Below are 20,267 nucleotides of genomic sequence, written 5' to 3' on the forward strand. Positions count from 1 at the left end.
CCTGACCGCGACGGTCATGACGGCATGAAGGGAGACGCATCATGGATCAGGCATTGGCACAGGCCCTATTGGCTTGTCTGGGCCCATACTTCCTCGCCGGGCTGATCTTTGCCCTCGCCTTCGTGACGCTGTTGATCAAACGGTTCGATGCAGGTGCCGCCGAGGCCGCGCCGGTCCAGTTCCGGGTCTTGATCTTTCCCGGCGTCATCGCCCTCTGGCCCGTTTTATTGCTTACCCTGATCAAGCGTATGACAGTCGGAGGCCGGGCATGAGACGCGCACACCGCACCGCCCATCTCGTGATCTGGGTCATACTCATCCCGGTCATGGCCATTGTCGGCTGGGCCGCTCTCGCGCACAAACCGGTCCCAGCGAACAATGAAGCACTGCCGGCGGCGCTGATCGAGGAGACGCGCTAATGGCGGTCGGATACAAGGCCGTTATCTGGAACGGCTTCAAGAAGTCCTATCTGTTCAGCCTATGGGCGGTGATCGCCGCCTTCATCGCCAGCTTTGTCATCATGACCAGCCTGACCCAGCCGGAGGGCGAGAGCTTCCACCCGGTGCAATTGGTCATGCGCGCCTTCGGCTTTGCGGGTTTTGCACTTTTGACCTTCATCCTGATCATCGGCCCGATGGCCCGCCTGACCCCGCGCTTCAAACCCTTGCTCTACAATCGCCGCCATATGGGCGTGTCCGCCTTCATCCTGATGCTCATCCACGCCGCCCTGGTGATGGTCTGGTATCACGGCTTCTCCGACATCAACCCGCTACTTTCGGTGCTGACCACCAATCCGAATTATGACCGGATCGGCGGCTTCCCGTTTGAAAGCCTGGGACTGGCGGCCTTTCTGATTATCTTCCTGATGGCGGCAACGAGCCATGATTTCTGGCTCGCCAATCTTGGCGCCCCCTTCTGGAAGGCGCTGCACATGGGTGTCTATTTCGCCTTTGCCCTGTTGGTCGCACACGTCCTGCTGGGCCTGGTCCAGCACGAAAAATCCCCGCTCTACGCTTATTGGGTCCTGGGCTCGGCAGGGCTGGTCGGCGCCCTGCATCTGATCACCGGCTGGCGCGAGTTTGCCAAGGACCGGCGCACGGGCTTCAAGGCAAAGGATGGCTGGGTCGAGGTCGGCCCGGCCAGCGACATCCCCAATGACCGCGCTGTTATCGTGCCCGGTGAGGGCCGCGAACGCATCGCGGTGTTCCGCTATGACGGCCAGGTCTCGGCCATCTCCAACGCCTGCAAACACCAGAACGGCCCGCTCGGCGAGGGCCGCATCGTCAATGGCTGCGTTGTCTGCCCCTGGCATGGGTATGAATACAAGCCGCGCGATGGCCGTTCTCCGGCGCCCTTCACCGAGAAGGTCGCGACTTACAAGGTCGGGCTGCAAGACGGCATCGTCTTCGTCAACACCAAGGCCCTGCCGGCCGGCACCGATGTCGAACCGGCTCGCATTGAGGAGGCCCGGGCATGAGCAGGAAGCTTATCCGCGACGAGGATCCGGGCGAGTACTTCGTCGGCTATCTCGACGCCCCGAAAGTCGACCGGCGCTATTTGCTTGGTCTTTCGGTTCTGGGCCTGGGCATTGCCGGCGGCGCGGGTGCGTTGCTGGCCAAGAAACAGGGCGGCGCGGGCCAGGGCAGCTGGGATATGGCAACGCAGGTCACGCTGTCCGGCTATCTCTCCGAAACCCCTTACCCGCTCCTGCGCACCACCGGCCTCGACGGCTCGATGCAGACCGTTCTGCTGGCCTGCGACACCAAGTGCGGCGCACAGGAAAAACTCGCCGCCGCCAGCGTCGCGGGTGACCGGGTCAATGTGCGCGGATCGCTGATCCAGCGCGGCCGCCATGTGATGATGGCCGTCGCCAATGAGGATGACTGGATCAGCGCAGACCAGACCCTGCCCGCACGGCTGACCGGGTTTGACGAGGAAGACCTCGGCATGGTCGAGCTGAACGGCGAAATCCTCGACAGCAAGTGCTGGTTCGGCGCCATGCGGCCCAATGAAGGGGCCGGACACAAGGCCTGCGCCATGCTGTGTATCGCCGGCGGTCTCGCCCCCTATTTCTATGCCCGTGACAGGCTTGGCCGCAGCCGGGCCATGATGATCACCGACCCGGAGGGCCATGCCCTTGTACAGCCAATCCTGCGTTATGTGGCGGACCCTGTGCGGGTCACCGGCCGCGTGCACCGGATCGAGGATCTGCTTCAGCTTCGCCTCGACCCGGCGGATCTGACGCGAGTCTAGCCCTGCTGGGCCTGCAGGCGCAGGAAGGTGAGCAGGTTCTCATTGGCGTAGATTTCACGCACCAGGGGCTCGAAGAGCTTGGCGCCATTGGCACCATTGGTCGCAATGATTACGCCGAGATCGCGCTCCGGCAGGTAAAAGCTCAAGGCCCGCTCACCGATATCGCCGCCCCCCTGAATGATGACCGGCTCGCCGTCCCAGACGAAGACCGAGCCATAAAGCGCAAACCCGACGGCATCCGGGCAAATGTCGGTGAATACCGGGATGGAGCAGAACCGCGAGGCAAAATCGAACTGGATGGTCTCACGTTGCGTGACCAGGGGCGCGCTGAGCCCCTCACCGCGGATCACGCCGGCCATGAACGCGCCATAGCCGCCAACGGTGATATAGAGATCATCCGCCGCGGAGGCCGGCACGGTGAAATCGGCGGCGACAAAACTCCCATCCGGACGTTTCGACCAGGCATAGTGCTCCGCCAGCCCGGGGTCACGGCCGACAACGACGCCATCAATTCCGCGTGGCTCAAGCAGGCGAGAGTGGACCAGCGCCGCGTAATCCTGCCCGGTCACCTGTTCGGCGAAACGGGCCAGATACTCATAGCCCTCGCCGGAATAATCCGACATCGAGCCCGGATCGAAACGGATTTCCAGCTGACCGCTTTCGCTCATCCGGCGCCAATTGTGAAACCCGGTCGAATGCCCCAGCGCATGACGCGGGGTCAGTGTCTGCGCCCTCGGATCATCAACAATATCCGGATCGATCCAGTAGGGCGCCATGGGGTCATCAAGACCGAACTCTCCGGCCTCAACCAGGCTCAACATCGTCTCCGACGCGATCGTCTTGGCCACGGAGGCGACGTTAAACAGCGTATCTGCCGTCGCCGCTTCGCCGGGTCGCGCCTCGCCCCAGACGCCGGAATAGACGACGCCATCTGCATTGACGATGGCGATGCCGGCGGCGGGTACGTCATGCTCGCTGAGCAGAGCCGGCACCCGCGCATCAAATACGGTCTGCCAATCCTGCGCCGGCTGCGCACTGGCACCGCCCGTCATGCCGGCAATCACCGCCGCACCAATCATCAGGGTTTTCCAAGTCTTGCTCATGTCCATTCACTCCGGTGGATCTGCACCGCAACCGGCGGCGCTTGTACCCGATGGGATGCCTAGAACTGGGGCATGGATGCAGGTTTTAAGTCTCATATCGCCCATTCCGGCAGGTTTGAACGTTATGAGACCTTCAGGCTTGCCCGCGCGGGCGCCACATGCTCACTGAGGCCATGATCCCGATCCATGATACCGATGCCGTCTGGGGCGCCTGGCGCGCCCGCTCCAACGCGTTAAGCCGCACACCGCAGGGCTTCGCCGAACGTCTGTCCGCCTGCCTCGATCTGGGCGTGTCCTGGATCGACCATGCAGACATCTATGATGATGGCGCCGTCGAGAACCTGCATGGCGAGGCTCTGACCCATCTCGATGGCGAGCAGGCCCGGCGCCTGCGGGTGATTTCAAAATGCGGGGTCCGGTTTGAAAGTCCGGGCCAGCCCGGTGTCCGCATCGCCCATTATCGTTCCAGTGCCGATTTCATTACCGCGCAGGCCGAGGCCTCACTCAAGCGATTGCGCGGCGAACGCATCGATCTCTACCTCCTGCACCGGCCCGATTATCTCATGGCCGTCGAGGAGACGGCGCGCGCCCTGGAGGCACTGGTGTCGAGCGGCAAGGTCGCCTCGGTCGGTATTTCAAACTTCTCCACCCACCAGCTGGCCGGTCTCACCGAGACGCTGGACCTGCCGCTCACGGCCCATCAGATCGAATTGTCTGTGCTGGCCAATCAAGCACTCGACAGCGGTGTGCTGGAACAGGCCCGGTCACTCAAGGCGGCCATCCTCGCCTGGTCGCCCTTGGCGGGAGGGGCCCTGTTCGCCGAGGACCGCCCGGTCAATGTCGTGCTCGCCCACCTGGCCGAGCGCGAAGAGACTGATATGGCCAGTATCGCCCTGGCCTGGCTGCGGCGCATACCCGGACCGGTCATCCCGGTATTGGGGACCATGTCTGTCGAGCGCTTGCAGCAACAGATCGAGGGCCTGCGCCGGATCAGTCTTGATGAGCAGGACTGGTATGAAATTCTCCAAGCCGCCCGCGGAGCCCGCGTGCCCTAGGGCTTCATGGCTGCGGCCCGGCGGGCATTGGCCTCAATCGTATCCCAGTCACCGGCCTCGATCATTTTCGAATTGGCAATCCAGGATCCACCGACGCAGACCACATTGGGCAGAGCCAGATAGTCCGGTGCCTTTTCTGCGGAGATCGAACCGGTCGGACAGAAGCGAATATCCGGCAAGGGACCGTACAGGGATTTCAGATAGGGCAAGCCGCCCGCCTGTTCGGCCGGGAAGAATTTCAGCACCTCAAATCCCATCTCGGCCGCCTGCATGGCCTCACCGGCTGTCGCGACGCCGGGCAGGACCGGCAGGCCGACTTCAAGCAAGGCCGCGGCAAGCACAGGGGTCAGGCCGGGCGAGACCAGGAAGTCTGCCTTGGCGTCGAGGCAGGCGCGACTTTGATCCCCGGTGCGCAACGTGCCCATACCGATAATCAGCTCCGGCCGTGCAGCCTTCATGGCCTGCATCACCTCAAGCGCATTGTCGGTACGCCAGGTCATCTCGATGACTTTCAGCCCGCCCGAGGCCAGGGCATCCGCCAGCGGCGCGGCGTGGGCGACATCGCCAACGGTCAGCACCGGGATGACCGAAGCCTCATCGATCAGGGTTTGCATCGAAACAGCCATTAAAGGCCTCCAATTTCTGCCAGGGCAGCGGCTCCAAGAAGCGGCGCTGCATCAGACGTAATCATCGAGATCGGGATATCGCCCGCATAGCGGGTCATCGGGCCCCGGCGGGTGAAGCGCGCGAGGAAGGCGCTGGATTCCAGCAGCGGGCGCATTTTCGGCAGGATACCGCCGCCCAGAAAGACCCCGCCGCGGGCACCGGCCATGACGGCAACATCACCGGCATAGGCGCCCAATACAGCGCAGAAAAGATTGACCACGCGCCGCGACATGGAGTCCTCGGAGGTGAGCGCCTCGGCCGTGATCTCTTCCGGCCGGTAGCCCGGCCAGGGTTCGCCATCGATATGGCACAGCGCTCGGTGGATATTGACCAGTCCACGCCCGGACAGAAGACGCTCCCAGGACACGAAACCGTATTCATCGGCGATGAAACGTCCGACAGCGATTTCCTCCTGGGTCCGCGGCGCAAAGCCCGCATGACCGCCCTCGGTCGGAACGACGAGAAGATTGCCGTTATGCGGGATCAGAAGTCCGAGACCGAGCCCGGTACCCGGCCCCAGCACCGCATAGGGCGCGCCGGCCTCCGGCTTGCCCGCATTGAGCGTAACCAGGTCTTCCGACGCGATCAGCGGCGCCCCACGGGCCTGGGCCGCGAAGTCATTGACCGGAAGCAGAGCATCGAGCTGGAGCTCCTTGGCCAGATCCTCCGGCTTGAACTTCCAGGTCGAATTGGTCAGCCGGATCGTGCTCTGGGCCACCGGGCCTGCGACGGCAAAGCAGCCGCGCTGCGGCCGCGAGCCCGTACAGCTTTCCAGAAAAGCGTGGGCCGCATCGCGCAGATTCTCGAAATGCTCATTCTTGAGCCGGCGGATCTGCTCCAGCCTGAAGCCTGCACGCACACTGCCGCGTGCAATGGCAAAGCGCGCATTGGTTCCGCCGATATCGGCGACCAGATAGGACGGCGACGCGCTCATGCTTCTGCCAGGGCCTTTTGATCGGCCGGAACAGCAAGGTCGGGCATGCTCAACGCCCCGTCCTCGGCCGAAGTCGCAATGGCGCGGAAACCGGCAAACAGCTCGCGGCCCATGCCCTCGGTGCGCTTGGGCGGCAGCACCGCCACTTCGCGCTCATCGAGATCGACACCTTCCACGCTGAGCTCACCGCTATGGCCGCAGACCTTGACGATATCGCCGTCGCGAACTTTGCCGATGGCACCGCCCATGGCCGCTTCCGGGCTGACATGGATTGCGGCAGCCACCTTGCCCGATGCGCCGGACATGCGGCCATCCGTGACCAGGGCCACTTTGAAGCCCTTGTCCTGCAGCGAGCCCAGTGCCGGGGTGAGCTTGTGCAGCTCGGGCATGCCATTGGCCCGGGGCCCCTGGAAGCGCAGAACGGCGACGAAATCGCGCTCCAGCTCGCCGGCTTTGAACGCCGCCATGAAGTCATCCTGATCATCGAAGACGACCGCCGGCGCTGTGACTGTGCGATGTTCCGGTTTGACCGCAGACACCTTGATCACCGCGCGGCCGATCGGCCCGTCGAGCAGGCGCAGACCGCCATCCGGCGAGAAAGGCGCCGCATAGGGGCGCACGATTTCGGTATCGGCGCTGTCTTCGGTGACCGGTTTCCAGACCAGTTCCTCGCCATCCAGCAGCGGCTGGCTGGCATAGGCCCGAAGTCCGTGCCCCATCACAGTTTCGACATCCTCGTGCAGCAGACCCGCATCGAGCAGTTCGCGGATGATAAAGCCCAGCCCGCCGGCGGCATGGAAATGGTTCACATCGGCCGGCCCGTTCGGATAAACGCGGCACATCAGCGGCGTGACACTGGCCAGCTCATCAAAATCGGACCAGTCAATGATGATACCCGCCGCCCGCGCCATGGCGATTAGGTGGATGGTGTGGTTGGTCGAACCGCCGGTCGCGTGCAGGCCGATAATCGCGTTGACGATGGCTTTCTCGTCGACAATGTCGCCGATCGCCTGGGCCCCATCCTCGGCCAGGGCCGCCGCCCGCTGGGCCGCGGCAATGTTGAGGCGCTCGCGCAGCGGGTCGTCGGGATTGATAAAGGCCGTGCCGGGAATGTGCAGCCCCATGACTTCCATCAGGAGCTGGTTGGAATTGGCCGTACCGTAGAAGGTGCAGGTGCCGGGCGAGTGATAGCTTTTGCTCTCCGCCTCCAGCAACGCGTCGCGGCCGACCTTGCCCTCGGCAAATAGTTGGCGGACCCGCGCTTTTTCCGGATTGGGCAGCCCCGAGCGCATCGGCCCGGCCGGGACAAAAATCACCGGCAGATGACCAAAGCGCAGCGCGCCGATGATGAGACCGGGTACGATCTTGTCGCAAACCCCAAGGCACAAGGCCGCGTCGAACATGTTGTGGGACAGGGAAACCGCCGTCGACATGGCGATCACATCACGCGAGAACAGGGACAATTCCATGCCCGGCTGACCCTGGGTGACCCCGTCACACATGGCCGGCACACCACCCGCAACCTGGCCGACCGCACCAACCTGGTTGAGCGCTTTCTTGATGATCGGCGGATAGGCCGCGAACGGCTGGTGGGCGGACAGCATGTCATTATAGGCGGTGACGATCCCGACATTGGCCCAGCCGCCATCCTTGAGCGCGCGCTTGTCGGAACCACCGCAGGCGGCAAAACCATGCGCCAGGTTTCCGCACGATAGGGCCGAGCGATGGCGACCCTCACCGCGGGCCGCCTCGATCATGTCGAGATATTGCCGCCGCGTCGCGGCACTACGTTTCTGGATCCGCTGTGTCACCTCGGCGACGACATGCTGGGGCGATACACTCATCTCGCTCTCCTTATCCGGGTCCGTTCAGGGCTCAACCGGCCCAGTGGATTTCAAAATTGGGTGCCGGCTGCCGCAGCAATGCGCGCACCGGCATATCCTCGACCAGACCGTCCTCGAGCGCGACCTCAAGCGTTTCGAGCTTACCCTGCCCGGTCAGCATCAGCACATTCAGGCCCGCGCCATCGAGGGCCGGCTTGGTCAACGTCATGCGATCGAGGAAAGGACCGGTGACATCGGACGGATGTGCCCGCACCGCAGCCAGCGTACCGGCATCTGGGTCGAGTGCCCCGGCCAGGCCCTCGGCATGCGGGAACCAGCTCGCCGTATGGCCATCCCCGCCCATGCCGAGAACAATGGCATCAAAGGGCTGTGGCACACCGGCCAGTCGGGTTTCAAGCTCGGCCAGGCCCGCCTTGGGGGTGGCGTCTGCCGTCTTCAGCTCGACAAAGCGCGCCGCAGCGGCGGCGTTCTGCAAGAGCGAACCGGCGACGAAATCCGCATTCGACCCGGCTTCACCGCGATCAACCCAGCGCTCATCGACCAGCACCACCGTGACCTTGTCCCACTCCACATCCATCGCGGACAGGCGGGTGTAGAGCGGTGCCGGGGTGGATCCGCCGGAAACAGCAAAACTGGCGGCTCGGCGCGCCGCGATACCAGCCCTGAGCTGGGCTGCGATCTTTTCGGCGAGAACATCGACCATGGCATCGCGATCGCCATGGCGTTCCACAATGAGGGTGTCAGCGGGTGACGGCATCGAACCACTCCCTATCTTCGCGCGCGAGCAGGAAATCGGATTGCGTCGGACCATCGGTACCGGCCTGATAGCCATAGAGCTTGGAGTGGCCCTGATCCCAGGCCTGAATGATCTGGTCGATCCAGCGCCAGGAGGCCTCCACCTCGTCACGACGCATGAACAGGCTGAGATTGCCGCGCACCACGGCCATCAGGAGGCGCTCATAGGCATCGGGATAGCCGCCCTCGAAATGCTCGGCATAGGACAGGTTGAGCGGCACATAGCGCAGGCGCAAACCGCCCGGCCCCGGATCCTTGGTCATCAGCATCAGCTTGACGCCTTCATCAGGCTGCAGCCGAATAATCAGACGGTTAGGGTGCGGCGCACCGCTGGCGCTCCCGACCACATCATGGGGCACGGGTTTGAACTGGACGATGATCTCGGACCGGCGGTCGCTCATACGCTTGCCAGTGCGCAGATAGAAGGGGACGCCGGCCCAGCGCCAATTGTCGATATGAGCGCGCATGGCGACGAAGGTTTCGGTATCGCTCTCATGCCCGACTTCATCGGCATAGCCCTCGGCCGGCTCACCTTCGACAGCCCCGGCCCGATATTGTCCGCGGACCACGTCCTGACCGACGCTGTCCGCCGTCACCGGGCGCAGCGCCTTGAGTACTTTCAGCTTCTCGGTGCGCACAGCATCGGCATCGAGAGAGTTGGGCGCCTCCATCGCGACCAGACAGACCAGCTGCAGCAGATGGTTCTGAACCATGTCGCGCAGGGCACCGGAGCGGTCATAATAGCTCGCGCGCTGACCGGCCCCGAGGGATTCGGCCACGGTGATCTGGACGTGATCAATACCCGCCGCATTCCACATCGGTTCGAACAGAAAATTGGCAAAGCGCAGGATCAACAGGTTCTGGACCGTCTCCTTGCCGAGATAGTGGTCGATGCGGAAGATCGAGTTTTCGGGGAAGACCTCGCCCACCTGGTCATTGATCAACCGGGCAGAATGAAAGTCCTTGCCGATCGGCTTTTCCAGAATGATGCGCGCATTCTTCGAATTCAGCCCGTGGCGCCCGATGGCCGCACAAACCTGACCGTAAATCGACGGCGGCAGAGCCAGATAGAAAAGGCGAATCTTGTTCTCATCGGGGTCGAGCGCCGCGCTGAGCTCTTTCCAGCCCTCCCCGTCCCCGGTCGCGTCGACGGAGAGATAGACCAGGCGCTGGGCAAACTCGGTCCATCGCGCCTTACGGTTTTCCGAGGCATCCTCGGCCAGGATGTGGGTCGCGGCGAGCTCGCGATAGGCGTCGCCATCGAGCGTATCGCGTGAGGCCGCGATGATACGCGACTCCGGCGGGATCTGCCCGTCACACCAACGGTGAAACAGGGCCGGGACAAGCTTTCGCAAAGCCAGATCGCCGGTCGCGCCAAACACGACAATATCGAAGGGTTCGACGGGAAGTAATTCAGCCATGAACGCTTTCCTGGACAGAGGCACCGGCCGGCGGCGCAATTGATGTTAGCCCTAACATACAGGTTTTGGATGCACCAGAGGTTAAGCTGCAGCGAGCTTTGCAATTTCCTGCAAATTCGTTCTGGAAAAGCGGCCGGCTTGGCAAGCCGCCATCGCTTTGATTATATACCAATACAACAATACTACTGGGGATCGATCGACGATGCAGGTTTTGCAAAAACTGAAACCCTCCATCCTGTCCAGCCTGACAGCACTCTGCCTGACAACAGCCGCCTGCGCCCAGCCAGCGCAGAACGCTGGCATTGCCGACAGCGATCGCGGCCCGCAGGACGAGATCATCTATTTCGTTCTGCCCGACCGGTTTGAGAACGCCAACCCCGAAAACGACCGCGGCGGCATCGATGGCAACCGCATGCAGCACGGCTTCGACCCGACCGATACCGGCTTTTTTCATGGCGGCGACCTTGCCGGCCTGACCGCGCGGCTCGACTATATCCAGGGCCTGGGCGCCACTGCCGTCTGGCTGACACCGATCTTCCACAACAAGGCGGTCCAGGGCGAAGACGACTGGGCCTCGGCTGGCTATCACGGCTATTGGGTCACTGACTTCTCGCGCCCGGACGCCCACCTGGGCACACGGGAAGAGTTCCGCGCTTTCGTCGATGCCGCCCATGCTCGCGGCATGCGGGTTTATATGGACATCATCACCAATCACACCGCCGATGTGATCGCCTATCGCGAATGCCACGACCCGTCCTCCGCTCTCTATATCGACCCGCAAGGCCCCTGCCCCTATCGCTCGCGCGCCGATTACCCGTTCACCACGCGCGGCGATGCAGACGGCGAGCCGATCAATGACGGCTTTCTGGGCGACGACCCGGCACACCTGACGGACGAGAACTTTGCCCGCCTGACTGATCCGGACTTCGCCTACACCCCCTTCTACCCGGTTGCAGACGAGCGCGGCGCGCTGGTGCCGGCCTGGCTCAATGACATGACCCTCTACCACAACCGCGGCGACAGTTTCTGGTGGGGCGAAAGCGCGCTCTATGGCGATTTTGTCGGCCTCGATGACCTCAACACCGAGCACCCGGTGGTCGTCGAGGGCATGATCGAGATCTACAAGGAATGGATCACCGAATTCCGCATTGACGGCTTCCGCATCGACACGGTGAAGCATGTCCGGCCGGAATTCTGGGCCGAATTCACCCCGGCCATTATCGAACACGCCCATGACCTTGGCATCGATCACTTCTTTGTTTTTGGCGAGGTCAATGTGACGGGCAATGGCGCCACAATCGAGGCCGGACAACTGACCCGCTTCACCCAGGAAGGCGGCATGCCCTCCGTGCTCGACTTTGCGGTTCAGCAAGCGATCCAGGAGGTGGTTATCGATGGCCGGCCCGGCGAGCTGTTCGAGCACGTGTTCAATTTCGACCATTCCTATGCCGGTGGCGCCGAGACCGGCCTGATCCTGCCAACCTTCGTGTCCAACCACGATATGGGCCGGTTTGCCGGCTTCCTGCAGGACGCCGCCCCTGGCATGGCGGACGAGGAACGCTTCGCCCGCGTGCGCCTGGCCCATGCGATGATGATGTTCATGCGCGGCATTCCGACAATCTATTACGGTGACGAGCAGGGCTTTGTGTCCGATGGACATGATCGCGGCGCCCGCGAGAACATGTTCGCCAGCCAGGTCGAGAGCTATAATGACAATGACCTGATCGGCACGGACGCGACGACAGCAGACGCGAATTTCGACACCCGCCATCCGCTCTACCGGTCCCTGGCACAGATGGCCGCGATCCGCACCGCCACCCCGGCCCTGCGCCGCGGACAGCAGATCGTCCGATTTGCCGGTCGCGAGGACGGGATCATTGCCCTGTCGCGCCTGCATGAAGAAAGCGGCGAGGAAGTCATCATTGTCTTTAATGCCGAGCAGGAGCCTGTGACGATGAATATCACGGTCGATGGCCGCTCCACGGCCTGGGAAGGCCTGGCCGGAGGCTGTGAGACCAGTAGTCGCACCACAGCCAGCTATGCTGTAACCGTACCGCCGCTTGACTTCATCGTCTGCCGGTCAAGCTGGGTGGGGGATGATTAAGCTACCCGACAAAGCCGCCCTGCTGCGCCAGGCCCAGCCCGGCCGCGCGCACTGGCCCGCGCGCCCGGCAGACCTCACTCCGGAACCTGCAGCGCCCGGTGAAGAGTCGGTCTGGGATTATCCGCGGCCGCCGGTCATTCGGCCCGCCGGGGCAAGCGTGCGCATCGAATTTGGCGGCGAAATCATCGCCCACTCCGACCGCGCCGTGAAAGTCTGCGAAACCGCCGGAGCGCCGGTCTACTACATCCCGCCCGATGATATCGCGATGGAGTTTATGGAGCCGCGTTCGCACGCCATCAGCGTATGCGAGTGGAAGGGCGCAGCGATCTATTACGATATTGTCGCCGGCGGCCGCCGCGCTCATGAAGCCGCATTCAGCTACCCCGATCCGTTCGATGATCTGGACGAAGGCTATGCCGCAATCGCCGGCTGGCTCGGCTTTTACGCCGGACGGGTAGACGCCGCCTGGCTTGGCGAAGAGCGGGCACGCCCCCAGGATGGCGGCCTCTATGCCGGCTGGGTCACATCCAACATCAAGGGCCCCATCAAAGGCGGACCGGGCACCGGCCACTGGTAGTTCGCGTCACCGAACTCACCCCTCCGCCGACCGGGCCGCTGCCCGCCCCGGCACGAAGACCAGCGACAGCGCACCGAGCGCCATTGAGCCCGCTGCGACCAGGAAGGTGTAGATCGCCTCATTGCCGAGGAAATTGACCAGCACCGACCCGATCACGCCAGCCACAACCATTTGCGGCAGGACGATGAAGAAATTGAAGATACCCATATAGATGCCCATCTTCTCCGCCGGCAGGGCGTCAGACAGAATGGCGTAGGGCATCGTCAGGATAGACCCCCAGGCGATCCCGACACCGACCATGGACAACATCAGGAGCTGGGGATCGCGCACCAGCCAGAAAGAGGCGAAGGCGGCCGCACCGGCGACCAGGCCGAGCGCATGGGCAAGACGCCGATTGATAAGCTTGGTGACCAGAGGCAACAGCAAAGCCCAGAGCATCGAGACGATATTGTAGACAGCGAACAACACCCCGACCCAATTGCCCGCTTCCTGGTAACCGGAAGAGGCCGGATCCGGTGACCCGTAGTGATGCGCGGCGACAGCGGGAACCGCATAGACCCACATGATGAAGAGCGCGAACCAGGAGAAGAATTGCACCACAGCGAGCCGGCGCATCAGTCGCGGCATGGTCACCAGATCGCTGATGATATGACTGACCACATTGTCGGTCCGGTCGCGCATTTTCGCCAGCGCGTGGCCCAGGAAGAGCAAGGCCAAGCCACCGGCTGTCGCCGTCAGCACATATAGCTCGGGGCGCATGCCGAAAGCATGGATAGCGTAGCTGCCGAGACCCGCGACCATGGCCAGCGAGAAGGCATTGGCGAAGAAGTAGACCGGCGAACGCGGCTTCGCGTCAGAAGCCGCCGCCCGGCCAACGCCGGACGCGGCATTGAACTTCGCCATCTCCTCGGGGGAATACTCCTTCGACGAAATGATGGTCCAGCCGATTGCCAGGAATAGCGCGACGCCGCCGATATAGAAGGAATAGCGCACCGTATCCGGCACCACGCCGGGCGCCGCCTCATTGGCCACACCGAGCTGGGTCAGGACGAAGGGAGCCACCGACGCCAACCCCGCCCCGGCACCGATGAAGATGGTCTGCATGGCAAACCCCCGGGTGCGCTGACGGCTGGGCAGCATATCGCCGACATAGGCCCGGAAGGGCTCCATGGAAACGTTGATGGAGGCATCCAGCACCCAGAGCATGACCACGGCGGCCCAGAGATAGGGCGAGTTGGGCATGATGAAGAGCGCCAGCGTGGTCAGGATCGCGCCGGCCAGGAAATAGGGCCTGCGCCGACCCAGCGGCCCCCAGGTGCGGTCGGAGAAATGCCCGATCAGGGGCTGTACGATCAGCCCGGTGACCGGACCGGCCAGCCAGTAGATCGCCAGATTGGAAACATCGGCGCCGAGGGTCTGGAAAATGCGGCTGACATTGGCCCCCTGAAGGGCGAAGGCCATCTGGATCCCGAAGAATCCGAACGACATATTGAATATCTGCCAGAAGCCGAGCTGCGGCTTTTGCATAACCCTCTCCCCATTTGCATATTTTTGCGGATATTGCGGCAAGAGGGCGACGGTGTCGAGCGATAAATAATATTACGCAGATTCCGCATATTAGAGCACAGAACAAGATGAAAACCACGTCGGACTTGATCCTGAACCAGTTTTGAGAGCAGGATTACGATGCAAAACTTTTCACGCCGATACGATTCGCCGCGCTTGAAATGTCCAGGCAAATCACGGCATTTGCCTATTTGCGCAAAAATGGCTCAAGAGCGCTGAAATCATGACGAAAAAAACCACCCGCCTCGAAGATCTCGCCAAGAAGGCCGGCGTCTCCGTCTCGACCGCATCGCGAGCGCTGAATGACAGCCCGTCGGTCAATATGCGCACCAAGCAGGCCATCTGGAAACTGGCGCGGGAGATGGACTACCCCTTCCGCCGCCACATGCCGGCGGGCCCGATCGGCGCCAAGGCGACCGTGTCGGTCGTGGTACCACGACCCCAGGGCCGCGATACACGCCTGTCCGACCCCTTCCTGCTGGAGTTATTGGCCGGGATCGGCGATGCCGCCCGCGACCGCGAATGCGATGTCCACATCAGCCATGTCGCCCCGGCCTCCTATGACGACCTGGTTGTCGCCATGACGACCCACCGCGCCGAGGGCGTCATCTTTGTCGGCCAGAGCACACTGCACGGGGCCTTCAACCGGCTGGCGGAAACCGAGGGCCGCTTTGTGGTCTGGGGCGCGGAACTGCCCGAGCAGCGCTATTGCTCGATCGGTTCGGATAATGTGCGCGGCGGCCAGCGCGCCAGCGAGCACCTGCTACGCCTGGGCCGCAAGCGGATCGCCTTTATCGGCCAATCGGAAGCACCGGAAGTCGTGCAACGCTTCCGCGGCTATCAGCAAGCCCTGGAGAACAACGGCAGGGAGCTGATCGACGAGCTCGTCGTCGACACCCATTTCGATATTGAGTCGGCAGAAGCCTCGGTCGACGCGCTGATCAAAAACGGGGTCGAGTTCGACGGCATTATCGCCGCCAGTGATGTCATTGCACTCGGCGCCATACGGGCACTGCAACACGCAGGAAAGCGCGTGCCGGAAGATGTCGCCGTGGTTGGCTACGACAATATTTCGTTCAGCCGCTATGCCAATCCGGCCCTGACCACGGTCGACCAGGACATGCAGGCCGCCGGCCGGATGATGCTGTCCAAACTGCTCGACTTCCGCGGCCCGCAGGCACGCCGCTCGGAACGCCTGGCGACCGATCTGATCGTTCGCGAAAGTTGCGGCGGCTAGGGCGCATTCAACTCCAGCACCACACCGGCATAGGCCGGCAAGACCGCGGACTGCGCCCCGGCCAGATTGACACTCTCGATCACACGCGCATGGGGCGGCGCCGCCCAGGCCACCGGCTCGGCAGTCAGGTTGAAAACACACAGAACCGCCTGATCACCAGCCGTCCGGGTGAATTCCAGCACGCCCGCAGCCGCACCCTCTGCGACCTGCATGCCACCGCACCGCAAAGCCTCCCAGTCCTGCCGCAGCGCCATCACCCGGCGCGCCCAGTTCAGGGTTGAGTCCGCATCCACCTCCTGCGCATCGACAGCGAGGGGCAGATGCGCCGGATCAACCGGCAACCAAGGCTCAACCGTCGAGAACCCGGCATGCGGCTGCGCCGCGCACCAGGGGATCGGCGTGCGCGCACCATCCCGGCCCAGGGTTTGTGGCCAGTTGGCAATCGCTTCGGGGTCCTGCAAACGCTCATAGGGCACCACCGCCTGCGGCAGCCCGAGCTCCTCACCCTGGTAGATGAAGATATTACCCCGCATCGCTACCAGCAGCAGCAAGCTCATCTCGGCCATCGCCTTACGGTCCGCCGGTGAGGCCCAGCGCGACACCGCCCGCGGGGCGTCATGATTGGAGAACGTCCAGGACGGCCAGCCGGCAACCCCATCATCGGGCCAGAGCTCAACACCGCGGCGCACCAGATCGGCCTCGAGCTGGTCGGCATAGAGATAGAGAAAGCCATAAGCGCTGTGCAGCCGCCCGGGCGGACGCGTGTAAAGCTCCATCTCGTCGAGCGCGCGCTCGCCACCGACTTCAGCCACCAGGAAACGATCGCCATATTCCTCCGCCAGCGCCCGGACCTCCTCCAGGAAAACCGGAATGTCGGGATGGGACTGGTTGTAATAGTGATGCTGGAAGTCGAAGGGCCGCGTCCGCTTGCCACCCGCGTCGCGCACAGGCGGGTTATCGCGTAGCGACGGGTCGTGCATCATGAAGTTCACCGCATCCATTCGGATGCCGTCAACGCCACGATCAAGCCAGAAGCGCATGGTGTCGAGAATTTCAGCCTGCACCTCGCCATTATGAACGTTGAGATCGGGCTGCTCGGGCAAGAAATTGTGCAGATAGTACTGACCGCGGCGCGCATCCCATGTCCAGGACGGGCCGCCAAAAACGGATTGCCAGTTATTCGGCGGCGAACCGTCCGGCTTGGGGTCGGCCCAGACATACCAGTCCGCCTTGTCACCCTCACGACCGGCGCGGCTCTGCTCGAACCAGTCATGGGCATCAGACGTATGCGAATAGACCTGGTCGATAATGACGCGAAGCCCCAGCGCATGCGCCTTGCGCAATAGCTCGTCGAAATCCGCCAAAACGCCGAAAATCGGATCAACATCGCGATAATCAGCGACGTCATAGCCGAAATCGCGCATCGGCGAGGTAAAGAAGGGCGAGATCCAGATCGCATCGACACCGAGGCTGGCAATATAGTCCAGGCGCGCCGTGATGCCGGGCAAGTCACCAACCCCGTCACCATTGGAGTCGGCAAAGCTGCGCGGATAGATCTGGTAGATGACCGCGCCACGCCACCAGGCCTGTTCGGCCTCGGATGCCATATCCGGCTGGTCGAACGCCTCCAAATTCATCTTGCCCCTCCCTGATTTCGCCGGCCAGACCACCAACGATCATTCTTTGCAGCAATTCGCTGTCTTGTGATTGCAAAAATTTGCAATGTTGCGCTCAAACTGTCAATCCAGTTGTTTCGTCGCTATTATTAGCAATATGGCGCGCATTAGGGCGTGTAACAAAAACACCTCACCGGGCATATCTCTAATTTTTTCTCAACATTCGGAGTTGTGCTGATCAATTTTTTTCATTAATTTGCGCAACAAGCTAAAGCCGCCAGTTCAAATTGCGGCGCGCTTGAGGGAGGAATTTTATGAAGCCAATCAAAGCCATGCTGCAGTCTACCGTGTTCACGATGGCTGCCGCTTCAACACTCGCTGCCATCGCACCGGCAGCCCTCGCGCAGACCGATACCAATACGGATCGCGAGCAGATCATCGTCACCACCGAGCGCCGCGAGCAGAACATCCAGGATGTCGCCGCGACTGTTCAGAACTTCTCCGCGATGGACTTGCAGACGCTCGGCATCAATTCGGATTTCGAGAACCTGCAATACGCGGTTCCGGGCCTGCAGATCGCCCAGCAGGAAGGCAAGTTCGAGGTCTTCCTTCGCGGTATCGGTTCGACCGATAGCGATTTCTCCTCCGACCCGTCCGTCGCCACCCACTTCAATGGCGTTTACATGGCCCGCCCGCGCGGCATCGGCCCGCTCTTCTTCGACGTCGAGCGCGTGGAAGTGAATAAAGGCCCGCAAGGCACGCTGCGCGGCCGTAACGCGACCGGCGGTACGATCAATGTGATCTCCGCCCGCCCGGACATGGAAGAGTTCGGCGGCTATGTTCAAGCTGGCGTCGGCAATTTCGAGAACCGTGAATTCGAAGCCGCGATCAACCTGCCGGTGACCGACACTTTTGCCCTGCGCGCATCCGCTTGGCACCGCGCCCATGACGGCCTTTATACCAACCAGTTCGACACCGGCCCGGCTTTTGAAGGCCCGAGCTCGCAGGACGACATGGCCTGGCGCCTGTCCGGCCAGTTCGAACCGACCGATAATTTCACCGCCTACTTCCTGTACCAAGACAGCGAAGTCGGCTCGTCCGGCGATCCGGGTGCCTTTGCCGGACGCGCGCTCTCGGCGGGCTATGACATCGACGATCTCGACGATCCGTGGAACCAGTACTTCCGTCGCGGCGGCAGCTATGATGCCGATGTCGAGACCGCGCTGGTCACCCTGTTCTACGATTTCGGCGGCGTTGGCGTCGAATACAGCGGCTCACAGCACACGGTTGATGCCTATAACGCCAACGCGTCGCGCGAATGGCAGCTGGGTATGGTTTATCCGGGTTCTGACGCAGAGGCCGCCAATATCCCGTTCGGCGTCCAGGACACCTTCTACCAGGGTGAGCTGAGCGAGGGCACGACGCACGAGCTGCGCTTCTTCTCCACCGATGCAGGCCGCCTGCAATGGACCGCCGGCGCCTTCTATTTTGAAGAAGAATACGACTACCTCTCCTGGGATGTGGGCCGCGGCTATTGCGGTGACAGCGACTGGTTCGAGCCGGGCACGATTTCGTGCTGGCAGAACGGCCTGGGCGGCGAGAACCGCGGCGACGCCTCCACCGTCGAATCCATGGCCTTCTATGCAGACGGCACCTACGACATCTCCGACACTTTCCGCGTCAAGGCTGGCATTCGCTATACCGAAGACGAGAAAATCGCCAATGAGAGCAATGCCCAGTACCAGATCGTCTTCACCGATCAGGCCTGGCAGGACCAGTTCGGCTCCGCTTTTGACGGCAACACCTATCTCAACTTCCTGACCCTGGGCACGGATGGTTTCCGCCTGGAAGCGCCGGGCGGCCGCTCTTCGCTTGATCCGGTGGTATGCGAGGAGTTCTCCTTCGCGTCCCTGTCCTGTGAAGGTGGCGTCGACGCCAATACCGCCGGCGCGGCGGGGCTGGCCCACTTCCTCGATGGCATTAGCCGCTTCGGCATTAATGACACCTGGGACGATCTGCTGGAGAATTGCGACCCGGGCGTGGATTGCTGGGCCTTCATCCGCTCCGCCTACCCGGACGGCACCGAGACCAATTCGGTCGAGAATGACTATGTCGACTGGCGTCTTGGCTTTGAATACGACCTCGATGATGACCGCATGATCTACGGCACTATCTCCACCGGCACCCGTTCGGGCGGTGTGAACCTGCCGATCGTCGCCGGCGGTGTCGTCCAGACCCGTATCTGGGAGCCGGAAGAGCTGACCGTGTGGGAATTCGGCTCCAAGAACGAGATCGAATTCATGGGCCGCGATGCGATCCTGAACGCCGCTCTGTTCTTCTATGATTACTCGGACAAGGTGATCCAGAACCTGGTCGATATTGACGTTTCCACGCCGACCAATCCGGGCGCCACGACCCAGGTCGTGCTCACCGACAACGTCGCCAGCGCCAATGTCTGGGGTTTCGAGCTCGAGGGTAATTTCGACTTCGATTACGGTTTCAACGCGGCCTTCAACCTGTTGTATCTCGACAGCGAGTTCGAGAACTCGACGGTCTATGACAGCCGCTCGAACACGCCCGGCATCTCGATTGACGGCAATCGTCTGCCGAACACGTCGGAGTGGAACCTCAATGCGCGCCTGTCGCAGACCATCGATATCGAGCACGACTATGTCTCGTCCGTCGATTGGACTGTGAACATGATGTATCGCAGCGAGTACTTCCTCTCGCCGTTCAACTCGATCGGCTATGACAGCAATGGCGACGTCATTCCGCTGGAAAACCTGACGCCGGGCAATAACGGCACGCTGTCGGGCATTGGCGGCGACGCCAACGGCAACTTCCTGTCCGACCGTGTCGACGGTTTCGCCATCTTCAATGCCAATGCGGGCATGAATTTCGGAGCAGATGAGAACCTGCGCCTCGACGTCTATGTCGAGAACCTGACCGAGGAAGCCTTCTCGACCAAAGGCTTCATCAATAACTCGGTGAACATCCGCTATCTGAACTCGCCGCGCCAATACGGCGTCCGCCTGCGCGCGAGCTTCTAGGCTTTCCCCTGAGACGGGCCGCGTCCAGACGTGGCCCGCTCAACTGA

17 protein-coding genes are annotated in these 20,267 nt (G+C 62.3%); 9 read left to right on the forward strand and 8 right to left on the reverse strand.

Features of this window, described 5'->3' with window-relative positions:
• The first annotated feature begins 41 nt into the window (after window positions 1–41).
• Genes Q1V57_RS06900 through Q1V57_RS06915 form a run of 4 tightly spaced genes read left to right on the forward strand, consistent with a single transcriptional unit; the run spans window position 42 to window position 2,252 of the window.
• Complete coding sequence (locus Q1V57_RS06900) at window positions 42–272, forward strand: hypothetical protein (RefSeq protein WP_300529003.1); 231 nt, start codon at window positions 42–44, stop codon at window positions 270–272.
• Window positions 269–418 (forward strand): hypothetical protein, encoded by a 150-nt coding sequence (locus Q1V57_RS06905; RefSeq protein WP_300529004.1) that lies wholly within the window; start codon window positions 269–271, stop codon window positions 416–418. Before Q1V57_RS06900 ends, Q1V57_RS06905 begins: the two co-directional genes overlap by 4 nt.
• On the forward strand, window positions 418–1,476 hold the full coding sequence (locus tag Q1V57_RS06910; RefSeq protein WP_300529006.1) for a Rieske 2Fe-2S domain-containing protein: 1,059 nt from the start codon (window positions 418–420) through the stop codon (window positions 1,474–1,476). The genes Q1V57_RS06905 and Q1V57_RS06910 overlap by 1 nt, the downstream gene beginning before the upstream one ends.
• A complete protein-coding gene (locus Q1V57_RS06915; protein ID WP_300529008.1) occupies window positions 1,473–2,252 on the forward strand; it encodes a hypothetical protein in 780 nt (259 codons plus the stop codon). The genes Q1V57_RS06910 and Q1V57_RS06915 overlap by 4 nt, the downstream gene beginning before the upstream one ends.
• On the opposite strand, the gene Q1V57_RS06920 is transcribed toward Q1V57_RS06915, so the two are convergent.
• Window positions 2,249–3,355 carry a serine hydrolase domain-containing protein gene (locus tag Q1V57_RS06920; RefSeq protein WP_300529010.1) on the reverse strand — a complete coding sequence of 369 codons (1,107 nt, stop codon included), beginning with the start codon at window positions 3,353–3,355 and terminating at the stop codon, window positions 2,249–2,251. The genes Q1V57_RS06915 and Q1V57_RS06920 overlap by 4 nt on opposite strands.
• A 158-nt stretch (window positions 3,356–3,513) precedes the next feature.
• Here Q1V57_RS06920 and Q1V57_RS06925 point away from each other — a divergent pair, with 158 nt between their 5' ends.
• On the forward strand, window positions 3,514–4,410 hold the full coding sequence (locus tag Q1V57_RS06925) for an aldo/keto reductase (protein WP_300529012.1): 897 nt from the start codon (window positions 3,514–3,516) through the stop codon (window positions 4,408–4,410).
• Here Q1V57_RS06925 and eda read toward each other — a convergent pair.
• From eda to zwf, 5 genes are read right to left on the reverse strand one after another with little or no spacing between them, the layout of a single operon-like run.
• The gene (gene eda, locus Q1V57_RS06930; protein ID WP_300529014.1) at window positions 4,407–5,036 is read right to left on the reverse strand and encodes a bifunctional 4-hydroxy-2-oxoglutarate aldolase/2-dehydro-3-deoxy-phosphogluconate aldolase; all 630 of its coding nucleotides are present in this window, start codon (window positions 5,034–5,036) and stop codon (window positions 4,407–4,409) included. The two genes, Q1V57_RS06925 and eda, sit on opposite strands and share 4 nt — an antisense overlap.
• On the reverse strand, window positions 5,036–6,010 hold the full coding sequence (gene glk / locus Q1V57_RS06935; protein WP_300529016.1) for a glucokinase: 975 nt from the start codon (window positions 6,008–6,010) through the stop codon (window positions 5,036–5,038). Before glk ends, eda begins: the two co-directional genes overlap by 1 nt.
• A complete protein-coding gene (gene edd, locus Q1V57_RS06940) occupies window positions 6,007–7,854 on the reverse strand; it encodes a phosphogluconate dehydratase (RefSeq protein WP_300529018.1) in 1,848 nt (615 codons plus the stop codon). The genes glk and edd overlap by 4 nt, the downstream gene beginning before the upstream one ends.
• A gap of 31 nt (window positions 7,855–7,885) precedes the next feature.
• Window positions 7,886–8,611, reverse strand: coding sequence for a 6-phosphogluconolactonase (pgl, locus tag Q1V57_RS06945; RefSeq protein ID WP_300529020.1), 726 nt, complete (start codon window positions 8,609–8,611; stop codon window positions 7,886–7,888).
• A complete protein-coding gene (zwf, locus tag Q1V57_RS06950; RefSeq protein WP_300529022.1) occupies window positions 8,595–10,070 on the reverse strand; it encodes a glucose-6-phosphate dehydrogenase in 1,476 nt (491 codons plus the stop codon). The genes pgl and zwf overlap by 17 nt, the downstream gene beginning before the upstream one ends.
• A 202-nt stretch (window positions 10,071–10,272) precedes the next feature.
• Here zwf and Q1V57_RS06955 point away from each other — a divergent pair, with 202 nt between their 5' ends.
• Both Q1V57_RS06955 and Q1V57_RS06960 read left to right on the forward strand, forming a co-directional pair.
• Window positions 10,273–12,174: an alpha-amylase family glycosyl hydrolase gene (locus tag Q1V57_RS06955; protein WP_300529024.1), complete on the forward strand. Its 1,902-nt coding sequence runs from the start codon at window positions 10,273–10,275 to the stop codon at window positions 12,172–12,174.
• Window positions 12,167–12,751 (forward strand): DUF427 domain-containing protein, encoded by a 585-nt coding sequence (locus tag Q1V57_RS06960; RefSeq protein ID WP_300529026.1) that lies wholly within the window; start codon window positions 12,167–12,169, stop codon window positions 12,749–12,751. The genes Q1V57_RS06955 and Q1V57_RS06960 overlap by 8 nt, the downstream gene beginning before the upstream one ends.
• Window positions 12,752–12,766: 15 nt before the next feature.
• Here the strand turns inward: Q1V57_RS06960 and Q1V57_RS06965 are convergent, their stop codons facing one another.
• Window positions 12,767–14,278 carry an MFS transporter gene (locus tag Q1V57_RS06965; protein WP_300529028.1) on the reverse strand — a complete coding sequence of 504 codons (1,512 nt, stop codon included), beginning with the start codon at window positions 14,276–14,278 and terminating at the stop codon, window positions 12,767–12,769.
• Window positions 14,279–14,540: 262 nt separating this feature from the next.
• On the opposite strand from Q1V57_RS06965, the gene Q1V57_RS06970 reads away from it, so the two are divergent.
• A complete protein-coding gene (locus Q1V57_RS06970) occupies window positions 14,541–15,554 on the forward strand; it encodes a LacI family DNA-binding transcriptional regulator (RefSeq protein ID WP_300529030.1) in 1,014 nt (337 codons plus the stop codon).
• Here the strand turns inward: Q1V57_RS06970 and Q1V57_RS06975 are convergent.
• On the reverse strand, window positions 15,551–17,191 hold the full coding sequence (locus Q1V57_RS06975) for an alpha-glucosidase (protein ID WP_300529032.1): 1,641 nt from the start codon (window positions 17,189–17,191) through the stop codon (window positions 15,551–15,553). The genes Q1V57_RS06970 and Q1V57_RS06975 overlap by 4 nt on opposite strands.
• 293 nt (window positions 17,192–17,484) lie before the next feature.
• Between Q1V57_RS06975 and Q1V57_RS06980 the strand changes: the two genes are divergently transcribed.
• Window positions 17,485–20,220 carry a TonB-dependent receptor gene (locus Q1V57_RS06980; RefSeq protein WP_300529034.1) on the forward strand — a complete coding sequence of 912 codons (2,736 nt, stop codon included), beginning with the start codon at window positions 17,485–17,487 and terminating at the stop codon, window positions 20,218–20,220.
• The last annotated feature ends 47 nt before the right edge of the window (window positions 20,221–20,267 follow it).

The organism is Maricaulis sp., assembly GCF_030149425.1.
In the GTDB taxonomy this organism is placed as follows: Bacteria; Pseudomonadota; Alphaproteobacteria; order Caulobacterales; family Maricaulaceae; genus Maricaulis.

Coding starts and splice junctions, on each gene's coding strand:
- Q1V57_RS06965 (WP_300529028.1), bottom strand. CDS start 14,278: ATGCAAAAGCCGCAGCTCGGCTTCTGGCAGATATTCAATATGTCGTTC.
- Q1V57_RS06915 (WP_300529008.1), top strand. CDS start 1,473: ATGAGCAGGAAGCTTATCCGCGACGAGGATCCGGGCGAGTACTTCGTC.
- pgl (WP_300529020.1), bottom strand. CDS start 8,611: ATGCCGTCACCCGCTGACACCCTCATTGTGGAACGCCATGGCGATCGC.
- eda (WP_300529014.1), bottom strand. CDS start 5,036: ATGGCTGTTTCGATGCAAACCCTGATCGATGAGGCTTCGGTCATCCCG.
- Q1V57_RS06905 (WP_300529004.1), top strand. CDS start 269: ATGAGACGCGCACACCGCACCGCCCATCTCGTGATCTGGGTCATACTC.
- Q1V57_RS06900 (WP_300529003.1), top strand. CDS start 42: ATGGATCAGGCATTGGCACAGGCCCTATTGGCTTGTCTGGGCCCATAC.
- Q1V57_RS06910 (WP_300529006.1), top strand. CDS start 418: ATGGCGGTCGGATACAAGGCCGTTATCTGGAACGGCTTCAAGAAGTCC.
- Q1V57_RS06970 (WP_300529030.1), top strand. CDS start 14,541: ATGACGAAAAAAACCACCCGCCTCGAAGATCTCGCCAAGAAGGCCGGC.
- glk (WP_300529016.1), bottom strand. CDS start 6,010: ATGAGCGCGTCGCCGTCCTATCTGGTCGCCGATATCGGCGGAACCAAT.
- Q1V57_RS06955 (WP_300529024.1), top strand. CDS start 10,273: ATGCAGGTTTTGCAAAAACTGAAACCCTCCATCCTGTCCAGCCTGACA.
- Q1V57_RS06980 (WP_300529034.1), top strand. CDS start 17,485: ATGAAGCCAATCAAAGCCATGCTGCAGTCTACCGTGTTCACGATGGCT.
- Q1V57_RS06960 (WP_300529026.1), top strand. CDS start 12,167: ATGATTAAGCTACCCGACAAAGCCGCCCTGCTGCGCCAGGCCCAGCCC.
- Q1V57_RS06975 (WP_300529032.1), bottom strand. CDS start 17,191: ATGAATTTGGAGGCGTTCGACCAGCCGGATATGGCATCCGAGGCCGAA.
- Q1V57_RS06925 (WP_300529012.1), top strand. CDS start 3,514: ATGCTCACTGAGGCCATGATCCCGATCCATGATACCGATGCCGTCTGG.
- edd (WP_300529018.1), bottom strand. CDS start 7,854: ATGAGTGTATCGCCCCAGCATGTCGTCGCCGAGGTGACACAGCGGATC.
- zwf (WP_300529022.1), bottom strand. CDS start 10,070: ATGGCTGAATTACTTCCCGTCGAACCCTTCGATATTGTCGTGTTTGGC.
- Q1V57_RS06920 (WP_300529010.1), bottom strand. CDS start 3,355: ATGAGCAAGACTTGGAAAACCCTGATGATTGGTGCGGCGGTGATTGCC.